At 66.2% G+C, this 14368-nt stretch carries 10 protein-coding genes; 6 read left to right on the forward strand and 4 right to left on the reverse strand.

Annotated features, from left to right (window positions below):
* The first annotated feature begins 41 nt into the window (after window positions 1-41).
* On the forward strand, window positions 42-251 hold the full coding sequence (locus tag H2038_RS09095; RefSeq protein ID WP_292111955.1) for a hypothetical protein: 210 nt from the start codon (window positions 42-44) through the stop codon (window positions 249-251).
* Between the two features lie 35 nt (window positions 252-286).
* On the forward strand, window positions 287-949 hold the full coding sequence (locus H2038_RS09100; RefSeq protein ID WP_292111957.1) for a nucleotidyltransferase domain-containing protein: 663 nt from the start codon (window positions 287-289) through the stop codon (window positions 947-949).
* A gap of 411 nt (window positions 950-1360) precedes the next feature.
* Here the strand turns inward: H2038_RS09100 and H2038_RS09105 are convergent, their stop codons facing one another.
* From H2038_RS09105 to H2038_RS09115, 3 genes are all read right to left on the reverse strand, one after another.
* Window positions 1361-2962 carry a hypothetical protein gene (locus H2038_RS09105; protein WP_292111960.1) on the reverse strand — a complete coding sequence of 534 codons (1602 nt, stop codon included), beginning with the start codon at window positions 2960-2962 and terminating at the stop codon, window positions 1361-1363.
* Window positions 2963-3179: 217 nt separating this feature from the next.
* Entirely contained in the window at window positions 3180-4133 is a 954-nt protein-coding gene (locus tag H2038_RS09110) for a hypothetical protein (protein ID WP_292111963.1), read from the reverse strand.
* Window positions 4130-6418: a P-loop NTPase fold protein gene (locus H2038_RS09115; RefSeq protein ID WP_292111965.1), complete on the reverse strand. Its 2289-nt coding sequence runs from the start codon at window positions 6416-6418 to the stop codon at window positions 4130-4132. Before H2038_RS09115 ends, H2038_RS09110 begins: the two co-directional genes overlap by 4 nt.
* Window positions 6419-6489: 71 nt before the next feature.
* Between H2038_RS09115 and H2038_RS09120 the strand changes: the two genes are divergently transcribed.
* The 4 genes from H2038_RS09120 to H2038_RS09135 all read left to right on the forward strand — a co-directional run bounded on the left by H2038_RS09120 (window position 6490) and on the right by H2038_RS09135 (window position 13638).
* Complete coding sequence (locus tag H2038_RS09120) at window positions 6490-8073, forward strand: LA2681 family HEPN domain-containing protein (RefSeq protein ID WP_292111968.1); 1584 nt, start codon at window positions 6490-6492, stop codon at window positions 8071-8073.
* 1205 nt (window positions 8074-9278) lie between these two features.
* Window positions 9279-9929: a hypothetical protein gene (locus tag H2038_RS09125; RefSeq protein WP_292111971.1), complete on the forward strand. Its 651-nt coding sequence runs from the start codon at window positions 9279-9281 to the stop codon at window positions 9927-9929.
* Entirely contained in the window at window positions 9929-12163 is a 2235-nt protein-coding gene (locus H2038_RS09130) for a hypothetical protein (protein ID WP_292111973.1), read from the forward strand. Before H2038_RS09125 ends, H2038_RS09130 begins: the two co-directional genes overlap by 1 nt.
* A gap of 62 nt (window positions 12164-12225) precedes the next feature.
* Window positions 12226-13638, forward strand: a complete 1413-nt coding sequence (locus tag H2038_RS09135) for a nitrilase-related carbon-nitrogen hydrolase (RefSeq protein WP_292111976.1) — start codon at window positions 12226-12228, stop codon at window positions 13636-13638.
* Between the two features lie 68 nt (window positions 13639-13706).
* Here H2038_RS09135 and H2038_RS09140 read toward each other — a convergent pair whose 3' ends face one another.
* The gene (locus H2038_RS09140; protein WP_292111978.1) at window positions 13707-14018 is read right to left on the reverse strand and encodes a nucleotidyltransferase domain-containing protein; all 312 of its coding nucleotides are present in this window, start codon (window positions 14016-14018) and stop codon (window positions 13707-13709) included.
* Window positions 14019-14368 lie beyond the last annotated feature (350 nt).

The following is a 14368-nucleotide window of genomic DNA, read 5'->3' on the forward strand; positions in this document are numbered from 1 at the left end:
ATGGTCTTGCTAGATGCCGCTTTGGAATATACGAAGTTCGCATGCCCAAGACACGCCTCCCCTCAGAGCCCGTTGATTCAGGCGAAAAATGTCCTGCCGACACCCTTGAGCCGATGAACCTGAAGCAGGTCCAGCGCATGATCTTTGAGGCTGTGTTCGGAAGCATGTACACGCCGCTCGATGATGGCGGGGACGATGATCATGACCGTGATGGCGCGGCCGGCGCGTCCGAGAATGCAACTCGCGAGTAGGTCCGCACCCGCGACCTGTATGTTGGCGGTCCTGAATGTTTGAGGATGACCGCAGCCGAATCCTGAGGATCACCGAACTTCTCGAGTTCCAGCGAACCGACGTTGCCACGGAGGCCCAGACCGCCGGCGATAATGGCCGGCTGGACGTTCTCTGGTTCCGGCTCGGGGCCATTGACCGGCTCTGGTCGGGGCTCTCCGCCGCCTACAGAGCCCGGCACCCTCAAATCAGCCAACTGGGGCTGCCGACCGAAGAACAGATCTTCACGCAGTTGGCCATGCCTCCGAAACGGGAGATCATGGGCTTGGCCGAAAAGGCCATTTCCGCGTTCACACCCATCTGCGCCAACCCGCCGCCGCCACCGTCGGTGCAGGCTCGCTGTAAAAGCCCGACCTCTCGGCGTGACGCGGTGGTGGAAGCCCTGCGGCGCCTGGAGCCAGAGCTCCGTTCAATGGGCGTGGAGGCCCTCTATCTCTTCGGCTCGGTCGCACGCGGCGAAGACGGACCGGATTCGGACATCGACGTCGCCTATGACGTGGCCCCCGCGGTCACAGACCGGTTCGGCCTGATCGACCGCGAGGCCGTCGCGAAGGCGGTAACCGACGCGGTCGGCGGCGAGGTCGATCTCGTCGCGCGCAGCGGACTTTATCCCGATGTCGCAGAGCGGGTCGCTAAGGACCTGGTGGTCTTATTCAAGTGAGCGGCTGTGGCCTGGTTTGACACGAAGAGCGCGGCTTCACGCCTATCGATCCCAAGAGGCTCATGCGCAATGGTAGTCCTGCGCGGCGGCTTTGCGCCATGAGGAGACCTTGGTATCAGGCCGGAGAGCCGACATTGATCGACTAGATCGCCTCAGGCACGAGGGTCCCGGACGCGGATGCTCCGCCTCGCGCGGCGCGTGGAAAAGGGTCGCGGAGCCTAGCTCTACGCGACCCTTGATAGTTGGGACGGCACCAGCCGCCCAGTTTGCCCCGACTGCCGAAAGAAACAGGAGCGTCTCCGCTCCGATCCTACGCTTACAGGCGGCAACCTTTGCCGCAGTCTTCTTCGTCAAAACCGACGGAGGCGACCGGATGGGTGATGATGTCCCAGGATTCGCGGGACACCTCTGCTACGGAACACCCACCTCCAAGAGATTGCCGTCCTCGGTTTCCACGCCCAACGCCTTGCTGTTCGAGGGCGCATCGTACTGCCGATCGATCCGCGCCAGCGGGTGATTGAAGAAGTGCTGGTCCAGCATGTTGAGAACCGACTTCGGGCGCAGGCGCGCGGCGTACTTGCGCACGTCTGGACCGTCCTTCCAGCCGATGGCGTAGCGGCCGATCTCGGCCTTGGCGGCGGCGAGGCGCTGCAGGGCGTCCGGGGCGAACGTCCCACAGGTCCAGAATTCATAGTGGAAGCTGCATTCCTGGAAGCGGTCCTGGCGGACCGCCCAGTTGTGGATGCGCGGCACCTTGGTCGTCAGCCAAGTCTCGACGTCATCCAGGGTCGTCACCTGCGTCGGCGACCGCCCCTTGCACTCGTAACTCCAGACTTCGCGATATTCCTTGACGCGGAAGACGTCGATCTCGGCCCCGCGACCTGTGGTCGGGTCGATGATCTTGCGGCCGATGTCGATGGAGCCGTCGTCGAGCTTGGCCACGCAGTGACCGACCAGCATTTCGAAGAGATCCCCGCGCAGGTTGCCCGCCGCGCCCTCTATCCGTTCGAGGCTGCGGAAGATCTTGTCCACCACTTCGGGCTTTTCGACCGCCAAGGCCGCGGCCTTGGTCAGGGTGTGCATCAGCGCCGCCAAGCCCTCGGCCACCTCGCGCCCGAAGAGCAGCTCAGGCGTCGCCATCATCACGCCGTGCGAGCGGCCGAGGCGGAACGCCTCCCTGGAAAAGGCGTCGGCGACCAGGACGGGGAAGATCGGAGCCACCTTCCGCAGGCCGCCGACGATGGTGCACTTGCGCACGAAGGCGGCGACCGCCGCCTCGTCCAGCGTCGAACCCACGACGACGTCGGCGGCGAGGAAGCCGGGGATCGGCCTGCCGTCGCCGTCGCGGCGCACCATCGGGCGCAGATAGGACGGTCCGGCGAGGTCCCAGTTGAAGGTGCCGACCCGCGGCAGGCCTTCGGCGCTGTCGCGGGTCTGGATGGCGTCGTAGCTGGCGACGCCGAGCTTGCGCGCCCAATCGCGCACGGCGCTGAGCAAGATGACTTCGGTGCGAAGCCGGGCGCCGAGTGCGGCGTCCTCCTGCGCGGTGAGGAAGAGATTATCCTTAAGGGAGATGCAAGAGCCCAGGCCGACGGCTTCCGTGCGGTGGACGAGATCGGCGGCCAGCAATCGTTCGAGAACGGCCCCCGCCGAAACCTGGCCGGTCTGCCCGATGGGCGAGCCGCACACGATGGGGAAGTGGCGCTCAGGCACGATGCCGCCGCGCGCCAGCAGGGCTGCGAGGGCGGCGGAGTAGGCCGGGCTCGCGAGCTTGGCGTCGCGCACGAGGGCCTGCCAGTAGGCCCGTCCGCCCCGGTGGCTGTCGAGGTACATGAACCGCACCCCTTTGGGGAACGGCAGGCCGCTCAACTTGTGGACCGCCCCGCCGGCGCGGGCGATGCGCTGGCGCGCGGTCGCCGCGGCCAAGCCGTCCGCCTCTAGCGCCTGGCAGACGCGGTTGGACAGACAGGGGCCCTCGGCCTTGAGGATGCTTTCGATGGTTCTGACGGTCATGGCGCTGGAGTATGTCACACAGCGCTATTTATAACAGATACCTCCTAATGAGGCGTCCTCGCCGCGTTTTTTGCCTGTTTGACGATCATCTTGAACTAACACACCTTTTTGAGCTGGCAAAAATGCCAGAGTTCGCCAAATCGCACCAAAACGCTGTCACGCACCCCAGGCCTGCGGGCCTTCGGGCCCGTGAACCCAGGTTCACGAGCCGCGTGGTTCATAGGGCTTCGCCCTTCAGCAAGGCGTCATAGCCGACGTCGAGCCAGTGATCGCGCGCCTCGCAGTGCGTCGCCCAGAACGCCCGCAGACCGTCGATCAGGCCGGCGCGCGCGAACGGCAGATCGAGGAACTCCAGCTGGTCGTACTGCGGGACCGGCACGGCGCCGGCGCGCCAAGACCCGTAGAGCACGCCGGCCTGCAACACCTGGCGCACGGCCAGCAGGATGCGTCCGGCGCGGTCGACCTCGTTGAAGGCCAAGCCGCTCTTGGCCTTGTCGACCTGGCCGCGCGAGAAGGCGTCGGCGGCGTGGGCGATGGTCTTATGCCGCAACTTGCGGATGGCGGCGAACACCTCGTCGTTCAGGGCCGCGTCGAGCCGCTCCAGAAGCGCCTTCGAGATCCGGTCCTCCGGCGAGCGCTGATCTGGCGCAACGCCGCTGAGGCGGTCGAACTGCCTATGCATCAGCTCAGCCTTCCCCCAGTCGTCCTGGCCGCCACCGCCCTGCCAGAAGGCGGCCTCGCCTTCCGAGACCTTGGCGAGCTGGGCCTGAATCTCGGCGTCGCGGACCGGCGCATAGTCGTAAGGAACGCCTTCAAGACCGATGAAGTTTGCGCGGGTCAGCAGCTCGTGGTGGGCGATGATGTCGTCGAGCAAGCGCCGGAGCGAGATCACGCCCTTCTTCGGCTGTTTCGGGTCGGAGTATTCGACGAGCTTCGAGATCCCGAGCACCTGGCTCGCCACATAGCCTTGGTCGAGGAACTGGGCGAGGATCGGCGCCACAGCCGCCGAGGGCCCCGCCGCGTCGGTGTCCTTGCGCGCCTCGTTAAAGGTGCGGAACACAGCGTCCTGCCACATCAACTGGCTGAGCTGGCCGTTGATCGAATGGACTGGGTCGCCATCCAGCCAGTCGAGCCAGCGCGCGTGGGCGGCGCGGTAATCCTCAAGGCTCATGCCGGCTTGGCCTTAGACGACCTAGGCTTGGCGGACGATTTCCGCGCGCGCGGGGCCGCCGGCGTGCCGCTGGCCGTTCCGTCCTTCGCCGCCGCCCGTAGGCCGTCCCGCAGCGCCACGATGCGTGCCGTCTCGTCCGGGTCAAGGCCAGGGGCCGCCAGGAACTTCTCACAAGCGGCCAGTAGCGTTTCCGGGTCGTAGAAGTCGGGATCGGCAAGGCCGCGGAAGAACCACACGTCGCGCCCGGCGTCCGAGACCGAGCGGGCGAGGATGCCCTTGGCCACCCGAGCAAGAGCGTGCGCGTTGGCGTTGACGGTGCGGGCGAGCCAGGCCTTCGCCGTCGCCGCGTCGCCCAACGTCGTCCAGGTCAGCATGATGTCCCAGTAGTAGGGAGCGTCGGCCAACCGCCCGTCCTGTTCCGCCTCGATCGCCGCCAGGGCGCGTCGGCCCAGCGTCTTCAGGGCCCGCTTGTCGATGACGTCGCCCACCTCCGAGCCCTCGGCCGGGAGGAGGCCGCCTTCGCGGGCCCGCCAAACGTAGAGCGTGGCCAGAACCTCGGCTGGGGTGTCGTCGCCAGTCGCCTCAAGGAGAATCCGGCCGGCAGTCTTGGGGTCCCAACCGGAAAGGATCTGGCGCAGCAGGTAGTGCATGCTGACGCCTGGCGGGAAAAGGGTGCCGCCGCTGCGCTCCTGGGCCTGGATGAAGGCGGCCTTCTGGACGAAGGCCTGCAGCATGGCCCGGCCGGAGGTCAGTCCGCCGCGCGGGACCTGGCGGTACTGCAGCTCGTCGACATAGTCACCGACCAGCGACTGGCCGCGGGCGTCGACCATCGCGATGGCCTTGGCCAGCGCCCGGGTTTGCACCGCTAGATCGTCGGGCGCGGCGACGGCGGCGTCGATCAGCGCCTTGGGGACCACTTGATCGGAGGGAAACAGGGCGAAGTAGGCGTCGTAGCCCTTCGGCGAGCCGACCCCGCGGCGGTTCACGGTCTCGGCCCAGATCTCCCCGAACTCAAAGCGGTCATCCTCGCGCAACAGCTTGGCGCGCGACGGAAAGAGCGCGCTGAGCAGCTCGACGACGTCATTTTGCCGGGAGGGCGGCAGGCTCTCCCGAAACGCAGCACCGCAGGCCTTCTTGTCCTCATCGGAGGTGTAGCCGGGGCTGTCGATGAGGAAGTCCCGGTTGGCGCGCACCCAGTCGAAGACCTTCGGCTCGAATAGGCGCAGCCCCTCCATGGCAACGACATCGCCGGCGTCGACCTCGGTCGCCAGCGGCGGCCAGGCGAAGCGCAAGGCGTTTGTAAGGCGGACGATGTCGCGCGGGCTCTGAATCCAGCGATGGAAGCCATGGAAGACGATCTCGCGCCAGCGGGCGCTCGGCTTCACGTGGGAGAGCACGAAGGCCATCTCGCGATCGACACGGCGAAGGAGCGCCGACCGGCCGGCGTGCGGCAGCTCCACCTCATGCTGGATGATCTTCTCGGTGAAGGTCGGCTCGCCGCTTTGGCGCTGATCGCCCTCGCCGAGCGCCCTCCAGACGATGCGACGATCGTAGGCCAGGACATAGACGATGTTCGGCAGCTGGCCGACCGACTTCACCATCTGCATGATCGCCCGGACCTCCGCGGGCTCCAGGCGGTCGATATCGTCGATGAAAACCACGAAGCGGCGCCCGCTCTTCTCTAGCCGCTTGACGAGGTCGTCGTAGGCCGCCTGCAGAGTGGGCTCTCCCAGCCAGGCGTCGATGGTCTGCTCCATCGCCGACTTGACCGCCGCGCCGCCGATGCGGATGCCCACCGCCTCGGGCGGGTGGGCCGTCGCGGCCAGGGTGACCGCGGCCTTCACGGCGGGATCGATCGTCGCCTTGGCGGTCTTGTGCGCCACTTTGCGCACCTTGCGGACGGTCTCGCCGCCGTCCTTCAGCGCTTCGGCGAGCACGCGGAAATAGGCGCTGATCAGGTCCTGATGGCCGGAGAACATCCAGGGGGAGAAGCGCACCATCTCGACCGCGCGGGCCGGTTGGGCGCGGTTTTTGGCCTCCAGGAAGTGGGCGATGAAGTTGAGCGCCGTGGTCTTGCCCGAGCCCCAGGCGCCGTGCAGGCCGATGACATAGCCTTTCGGGGCGGAGAGCTCCCAGAGCACGTCGGCCAGGCGCTGGGCGAACGGCCGATAGCCGAAGTCGTCTTGGGTCCAAGGGTCCTGTCGCGGGGAGTCGTCGGCGAAGCTGAAGCCCTCCAAGGCCGCATTCGTCTCGTCCTCCGCCAAATCGCCCTCCCGGTCCGCCATCGCCTGCTGCGGCGAACTGAACTATCCCACCAGCCGTCGAACCTGAGCTACCCGGACGCCTGCCACAAGCCATGGCCATACACCCGCTGCCCGAGACGATCGCCGACTTGATGGCGATGGACCTCGCCGCCTTGCCGCCGGAAGAGGCGTTGCAGGCGGCCTCGATCCTGATCGACCTCGGCGACGACGCCGGCGATGCGGCCGCGCTCGACCGGGCCGCCGGCGTCCTCGATTACCTGCAAGCCCGTGGTGGCCTGCCGCCGGGGATCGATTGCCGCATCCACTACTGCCGCGCCAACATCTGGAGCGCCCGACGCAGGATCACCGGCGAGACGCAAAGCTGGGTCTGGAAATCGGACCTCATCGACGCCGAGCTGCTCGAACTGCGGCGCACGGTGGCGCACGCCGCCTTCCCCGAACTCCCCCCGATCGCGCGGGCGCAGGCCCTCACCAACCTCGGCAACGTCCTCAATCACATCGGCCGCTTCGTCGAGGCGATCGAGGCGTGGGATCGGGCCTTGGCCGGTGTCCCGAACTTCGGTATGGCCAACGGCAACCGCGGCCTTGGGCTGATCCATTATGCCAGCGGGCTCTACGACCCCGGCCATCGCGGCGTCCTGGTGCTCGCGGCGCGGCACGCGCTCGAACGCACGACCGACCCCGACGTGCTGTGGGAGAGCCCCGGCCTCGAGCCCGCCCAGGCCCACTTCGCCCAACGCGCGGCCGAGATCGACGCCCACTTCGATGTTCCAGCGATGTCGGCCGGGTTCGACCTCAACGGCCATTCGCTCGGCCGTGGCCGGCGCGAACGCGACTACCGCCGCTGGTGTCTCAACAACCGCCTGTTCCTCAACCCCCTGAACGATGTCGGTCCTTACGCCATCGCCGCTAACGACGTCATGACCCTGCCGTCGCTTACCGTCCGGTTCGAGGACGGGCCAAGTCCGCCCCCGGTGATCCACTACTTCAACGTCCTGAAGCAGGAATACGCGAGCGCCCGCTACGCGCTTTTTGAGGGTCTGACGTCCGAGGGCGTCCATTTCTCGGACCGCGAGGTGCTGCTCTACGACACCCTCGACTTCCCGGCCTTCGGCCACGGCGTCGAGCGCCTGAAGACCGCCTTCCGTAACGCCTATTCCCTGCTCGACAAGACCGGCTTCCTGCTGAACGCCTACCTGGGTCTCGGCCATGGCGAGCGGCAGGTCAGCTTCAGAAACCTGTGGTTCGAGACGCCAAAGGCCCGAGCTCTGCACCCCAAGTTCGACGGCGCCGCCAACTGGCCGCTCCGCGGCTTGTTCTGGCTGGCGAAGGACATCTACGAGGACACCTTCCGCAAAGTCACCGAGCCGGACGCCCAGGCCCTCTATGAGCTGCGCAACCACCTTGAGCACAAGTTCGTCGGCGTGCACGACGACCAGCTGATGGCGGCTTCCATCTGCCCACTGCCCTCGCCCCCACTGGGGGTCTTCGACATCACCGCCACCGACCTCGCCGCCAAGACCCTTCGGCAACTGAAGTTGGCCCGGGCGGCCCTCACCTACCTTGCCATGGGCGTTTTCGCCGAGGAGCGCCGCCGCGAAGCCGAGAGCGGTGGCGGCCTCACCATGCCGATGTCGCTCTTCACGTGGAAGGACGCCTGGAAGCGGCGCGACTGACGCAAGTGAGTGCTGGTCAGGCTTGTCGCACGAAGCTTGGCGCGTGCCGCGGACGTTGTGAGAGGGCCGGAGAGCTGATGTTCAAGCCGGCGCGGTGATCAGCTCGCGAACTCCCTGAATCCAGCCAAGCACGACTCCCCAAGACAAGATTCCCCTCATTCACACCCGCTGCTTGTGGCGGACCTGCCAAAGCGCGCCCATGGCTCAAGGATTAGCTGCGCCACCGGCCCTTTGGCGGCCGCGGCTCAGCAGCGCTGCCAATACCTGGACTCGACCACAACTGTTCACCGCGCCTGGCCGCTAGCCCCCTGCCAACGAGCGGACCTTCCGAACGTCGTCCTTGAGTCAGAACACGACGGTGATTCATGCTTGCGAAGGATGACGCAAGGCAGGTGCACTCTGGCTAGCCGTGCAATGTTCGGCCGCTAGCGGCCGGGACGATTGGGCAGCGGCGAACTCTCCGTGATCCGGGCTTGCTGCATCCGCGCAGCTCGCCAGCGCGACCCGCTCTTTGCCGATCTGGAGCGGCTCCGCAGTATTGCCTGAGGCGACGAAGGCCTCTTCCCCCCCGGATGCAGCCGTGACTTGAAGCTCTGTCGGATCCGGGTAGCCAGTGAGTGAAGGCGGGGGACACTATTCGGGCGCCCAGCGTCGCCGCATTGCGATCGAGATCATTCCAAGTCGATGCGCACTGTGCAGTGGCAAGGCAGTGGCAAGTACGAAGGCGTCTCCCGGCCGACCTCTCATGTCCAGGCGATCACGGCGGTGACCTCGATCCCCAGCCGAGCTTCCGCTGGAGAGAGCACGGCGGCGGCCGGCGGGGCTGCGCCGAACGCCCGGCGATGCGCGGCGGAGATGCACGTGATCTCCGAAGGATTCGTCACGTACACGACGGTTCGCACGACGTCCGCGAGCGTGGCTCCAAGAACCGTCAACGCTCTTCCAACCTCGCCACAGCGTCCGCGATCTCGGTTTCGAGATCACGTCCCTCTCCCGTCGTCCCGACACGAAGATGAAAGAGTCGACCCGGCGACGGTTGAAATCGGTCTTCATGGCGGGAGTGTTTAGCCCAAAGTGTCTCTACGGGAGATCCTCACCTCGAGCCTCCAGGCGCGCTTCAGGAACGCAACCGGCCGTTAAAAGGTTGATGTGATAGTTGACCTGCGGCCGATAACTCGTAAGTTCATCGCGTGAGAGAGAAGCCAATGAGCATTTGGGCGATCATAGACGAAATCGCTGCAGCCCTGCGGGCTGCCGAGGACGCGACGGTTGACCGCAAGGTTGACGGTCTGCTGTCAGCCTTGACGGAAACGCTTGCTGACGCGCTTCCTAACGCAAGCCAGGCGGTTCTGCGCGAGGGGGCGCAGGCAGCGCGGCGCGCCTTCGACGCCGTCAGAGACGCTGAGACGGACTCCGCCGCCTTCGCGGCGGGACAGCTTGCCGCCGTGGCCGACGTTTTGGGTTTTGCGGCAGGGCGGGCGGCGGATGACGGGGCGTTGGCGATGGCGCAGCGAGCGCCTTATGCTTCCTTGCTGGCTGACCTTCGCGGAGGCGCACGCAGCAACCGGCAGCTTCGGCAATCGCTGGGGATCAAGTCGGAAGAGCACATGTGCCGGCTCCTGAAGGAGATGCGGGACGCCGACCTAGTTACGACCCAGCGGCGGGGACGCGAGGCCTACAATGCATTGACGCCGGTTGGTCGGTTGCTGGTCGAAACCCGGCTCGGCGTGGCCGAGCCGGCGCGCATCCCCCCGATCGTTGGCATGGGAAACCCATATCAGCTGACGGCTCTCCCGGTCGCCAATGATTGGGAGGACGGCAGTGCGCTGCCTCGCCTCGATGTCGGGACCGCCTGATGGCGGGCCGCGTCACCACCTTCTACTCCTTCAAGGGCGGGAACGGGCGGAGCATGGCCATGGCCAATGTGGCTTGGGCCTTGGCCACGAATGGCGAGAAGGTGCTCGCCATTGATTGGGACCTCGAAGCGCCCGGCCTGCACCGGTACTTCCACCCCTTTTTGCGGGATCCGGAGCAGTCCCAAGCTCGCGGCTTGGTCGATCACCTGTGGAACTACGTCCATTACAGGACGCACGAGAAGACGCGGCGGGACCAGCTTGCCGAACTGGCCGACGCTTCGGTGATCGTGCAGGAGCTGGAGCTGCCCTTGCGCAAGAGCAAAGGGCTTCTGCACTTCATTGGCGCTGGCCGGCAAGACGACGAGTATAGCGCCAAGGTCGGCGGCCTCGACTGGGCGACGTTCTACGGCCGCTTCGGCGGCGAGGCTTTTCTCAACCAAATGATGGGTTGGGCGCGGTCGCGCTACACCCACATTCTCATCGACAGCCGCACCGGAGTGGCCGACACCGCAGGCGTGTGCACGACCCAGCTGCCTGACGGCCTTGTGCTTTTCCTAGTCTATAATCGCCAGAGCATCGACGGCACGGCGGCGGTCGCGAAATCGATCATGCGGACTCGGCGAGACCGAGATTTGGGCCCGATCGACATGCTGGTCTGTCCGTCCCGGGTCGAGGAGAGGGGCACGCTCGAGTCGGCGCGCCGCTATGCCGTCGGCAGACTCGCACCCGCACTGCAACGTCCGCGAAGTGTGTTAGCCCGCGAGCTGAGACGCAACGAGATCCGCCACTACCCCTGGTGCGCTTTCGAGGAGAAGCTGGCGGTCTTCGAGGACGAGCCTGACGAACGCGGCTCCCTGCTGGACGCAATGCATGTCCTTGCAGGACGGTTGGGGCGCAACCAAAGGGTACGGTCATTCGAACCAGTGAAGATCGATCCGGAAACCATCGCGCGCTATTGGCGCCGCGCTGCATTCGACGACCCGCGCCTGGCTGAGCTCGAGGAGCTGTCAACCTCGCCGGCGAGCGAGGTGGCGGCCAAACTCGCGCCTTGGCTTGAGGCGGCATTGGATCAACCCGAGGACCGCACGGATTGGCTGGCGAGCCTCGCTGAAGCCTGCGTGGAACGCTCGGGGTCCCTAGGGGACGCCATGGACCCCGACACGGTCGCCTTCCTGAGCGACGCGGGGATGGAGCTCGCCCGCATCGTCTATGAGCGCGAAGGCCGCGAGTTCCGGATCCGGTTCTCTGCAATCCTTCAAAATCGTTCAGACTATCTGCAGCAGATCGGCAACCTGGATGAAGCGCTGGCAAGCGCAGAGGAAGCTGCATCCCTCTTGGGACGGGACAAGACGGAGCTGGCGCAGTGGCGACATGTCCGAGCTCTGGAACGGGTGGCTGCATTACAAGACGCGATTGGCGCCAGCGAGGAGGCGCTTCGCACCTATAGGGAGATGGTGACGCGATTTGACGGTCTTAGCCGCCGTGCATTGCCTTTGGGCGGCGAGCTCGAAGGGCTTCGCGCTCGGCGGCTGCTGGCTCAAGCCCTATTTGCGCGACGTGAGACCCCGGAGGCTCTCGCCGTCCTCGAGCCGGCCGTGCGCCGCCTGCCGGAACACGAGACGGTCACCCGCCTTCGCGACAGCGCGGAAATCGCCACTGTTCTGGGGCTCTACGCCGAGATTGCCATGGCGATCGATGTGGACCTGGGCCGCCGCGCGGTGATGATGGCGCGGGGGCGGATGGATGCGATCAGTGAGACGCGCGGCGCGCGCGCCTCGCTCGAACGCCGCCTCGCTCTCGCCGAGGCTGAGGGCCTGCGTCGCACGGGCCGGCCGGACCAGGCGATGTTGGCGCTCGAGGCTCTGGACGACGAAGGTCGCCGAACCTTGGCGGTGCTCGAGAGCCGCGCCGCGATCCTTCTCGATCTGGGGCGGGCCGATGAGGCCCAGACGTTGCTGTTCGAAGCCATCTCTCGCACATCCGGCACCCCCTCGAACACGGTCCTCGACCTGATCGAGCGCGCGGTTCGGGCCACCGGCGAACCGTTGCTTCTGATGGAGCTGGCGCTAGGCCAACGCGGCGCACGGCGCAGCGCCAGCGAGAGCGCCGAAGTCCTGAAACTGCTGGAGCGGGCCGCCGCGTCCCTTCCCGCTGGCCGGCGCCGGGTCGTTCAGACGCTCAAGCGCCTCTTGAGCGCCGATCCGCATGGCCGCGCGTCAGAACCGGACGCCTAGTCGTGACACCCGGGGCCCTATTCGCCAAGCTTTGGATGCAGGTGAGTCCCCACGCGGGACCGATGGTCGCCGCGCCGTGGCCTGGCAAGGACGCCCGTGAATGCGCGACGCTCACCGACCTGCTCCGGAACGGGCGCGATGCGGACGTGCCCCCGGAGATCGAGATCTACCTTGAAGGGGGCAATCTTGGCTGCCCCTGCGATGCCGCGGCCGCCAATCTCGAGCAGCGTGCCTTCGTGGTGATGTGCGCCTTGGACGACGCCGCAATGGACATCCATCCGGCGATGCCCACTCGATTGGGCGGCGCCTCCGTCTCGGTCAATGCGATGCTGGCTCAGATGAAGCAGGCTCGCACGGCACGCGGAGAGTACGGCGAACATCAGGGGCGCCGAACCCTTCCCAAGGGCCGGCTCGCAGCTCGTCGTGAGACCCCGGAGGCGGTCGCCGCGAGCGGCGCCAATCTGGAAACCCAATTCGACTATCTGACCGTGCTCGAGCCCCTACCGGAGCGTTTCGTGGTCGAGATCGAGGTGGTGCCGCCGAGACGGAGCCCGTTGCCCAATCCGCCATCCCGGATCGGTCTCGCCCCAATCGCCGAAGACGCAGACGATTTGGCGTTCACGGCGGCGGTCCGCCGTCAGCGGCCGTTCCTTGACGCCCAACCTCGCGATCCGCAACAGCTGCGGCTCAGGACCACCGCAGCGGTGGAGGCGCTTCTCGATCGCGGGGCGGATCTGATCGTGCTGCCTGAGCTGGCTATTCCCAAGGACGCGCCGAGTGCATTGGCCCTGGCGCTGCGCGCGCGCCCGCCGCAGGACGGGCTGATCGTTTGTGGAAGCGCGCTGACCGAGGACGTGAGCGAGAACGGACTGCATTTCAACGAGGCGGTCGTTCTGGACGCGCGCGGCCGTGTACTGCTTCGTCAGCGCAAGGTCCACCCATTCAACATGGGCGTACAGCGCATGAGAGACTGCGGCGTGCCGTTCGCCGCCGGATACGAGAACTCTCCGCATATGGAGGACATCGAGCCCCATAGCGTAGTTCGCATCTGCGACCTCCATGGAGCCGGTCGGCTCATGGTCTCCATCTGCGAAGACCTTGAGCAGGAGACGCCCGGCGGCGTCGTTGCCCGAGCTGTTCGACCGGACTGGATGATCACGCCGGTGCTCGACGTCGGCCAGACTCTCGGCCGCTGGACCCACCAGCGCGCGATCGAGATCGCGCGGCGCACCGGGTCGCAGGTGGTGGTCAGCTGCAGCGCCACACTCACTGTTCGAGACAAAGGTTGGGCGAGCCTCGATAAGGCTCCGGCCGGCGGCCTCGGTCTCGGCCTTCTCTACGAGGGTGAGCGGCGAAGAGTGAGGATCGTGGACGCCTCGGAAGACACTTCGTCTCCGCGAGCCCTGGTCGTCGATTGGGACCCGGACAGCTGGAACGAGGATGAAGTCGGCGCACGGATGCCGCGTCGGCGTTGACGGATGGAAACGCCGAGAGTTGAGAACCTGGTTGAGCCATCGGCCGCCGCCTTTAGCCGGAGCCATAGTCAGAACACCCAGATCAGATCAGCTTCGATCCTGCGGGCCATCCCACTCGAGAACGTCCGTCGCTCGACTAGGTCAAGCCGCGTTCCCAATGCATCTGCGATATCGAGGTATATCTGTCCCTGATCGAAGGCATCGAAGTCTGCGTCAGGCGCCAGACCAAAAGCCACCTCGACATCCGAACCTACTGTCGCCTCGTCCCGGGCCACCGATCCGAACAGGTAGAGGTGGGACACGCCTTCCCTTCTCAGGGCCTGCTCCATGCTGCTGAGCTTCGCCAAGGCTTCATCGCGACGCATGAAGAAATAGCCCATCTATCGCCGTCAATCGCAACCGCGGGACGCTGATTGCTCTGCAGGGTACCTGCCCGCCGCCGGCTGAACGCCATGCCCCTTTCAGCCCGCGCCACCCCGCGCCCTCAGCGCTTCATAAAGCTGCCCCGGCCCCAGCAGCGCGTCCTTCAGGCCGTCCTGTATCCTCGGCGACTCCAGCGCCTGTTTGCTCAGGCTGTTGTGCGCCACGAGGGCGTCCATGATGGCGTCGAGAAGCTCCTTGCCGAGGGTCGGGGAGCTGGCGAACTGGGCCTTGGTGTTGTTGCTGGCCTGCTGGATCAGCTCGTCGGATTCCAGCAGCTTTCCCTTGAGCACCTGGTTCACATAGACGA

The organism is Brevundimonas sp., assembly GCF_013912005.1.
In the GTDB taxonomy this organism is placed as follows: Bacteria; Pseudomonadota; Alphaproteobacteria; order Caulobacterales; family Caulobacteraceae; genus Brevundimonas.

Excerpts from the sequence above, each read along its gene's own strand:
- H2038_RS09095 (WP_292111955.1), top strand. The coding sequence starts at position 42 with ATGCCCAAGACACGCCTCCCCTCAGAGCCCGTTGATTCAGGCGAAAAA.
- H2038_RS09100 (WP_292111957.1), top strand. The coding sequence starts at position 287 with ATGTTTGAGGATGACCGCAGCCGAATCCTGAGGATCACCGAACTTCTC.
- H2038_RS09105 (WP_292111960.1), bottom strand. The coding sequence starts at position 2,962 with ATGACCGTCAGAACCATCGAAAGCATCCTCAAGGCCGAGGGCCCCTGT.
- H2038_RS09110 (WP_292111963.1), bottom strand. The coding sequence starts at position 4,133 with ATGAGCCTTGAGGATTACCGCGCCGCCCACGCGCGCTGGCTCGACTGG.
- H2038_RS09115 (WP_292111965.1), bottom strand. The coding sequence starts at position 6,418 with ATGGCGGACCGGGAGGGCGATTTGGCGGAGGACGAGACGAATGCGGCC.
- H2038_RS09120 (WP_292111968.1), top strand. The coding sequence starts at position 6,490 with ATGGCCATACACCCGCTGCCCGAGACGATCGCCGACTTGATGGCGATG.
- H2038_RS09125 (WP_292111971.1), top strand. The coding sequence starts at position 9,279 with ATGAGCATTTGGGCGATCATAGACGAAATCGCTGCAGCCCTGCGGGCT.
- H2038_RS09130 (WP_292111973.1), top strand. The coding sequence starts at position 9,929 with ATGGCGGGCCGCGTCACCACCTTCTACTCCTTCAAGGGCGGGAACGGG.
- H2038_RS09135 (WP_292111976.1), top strand. The coding sequence starts at position 12,226 with ATGGTCGCCGCGCCGTGGCCTGGCAAGGACGCCCGTGAATGCGCGACG.
- H2038_RS09140 (WP_292111978.1), bottom strand. The coding sequence starts at position 14,018 with ATGGGCTATTTCTTCATGCGTCGCGATGAAGCCTTGGCGAAGCTCAGC.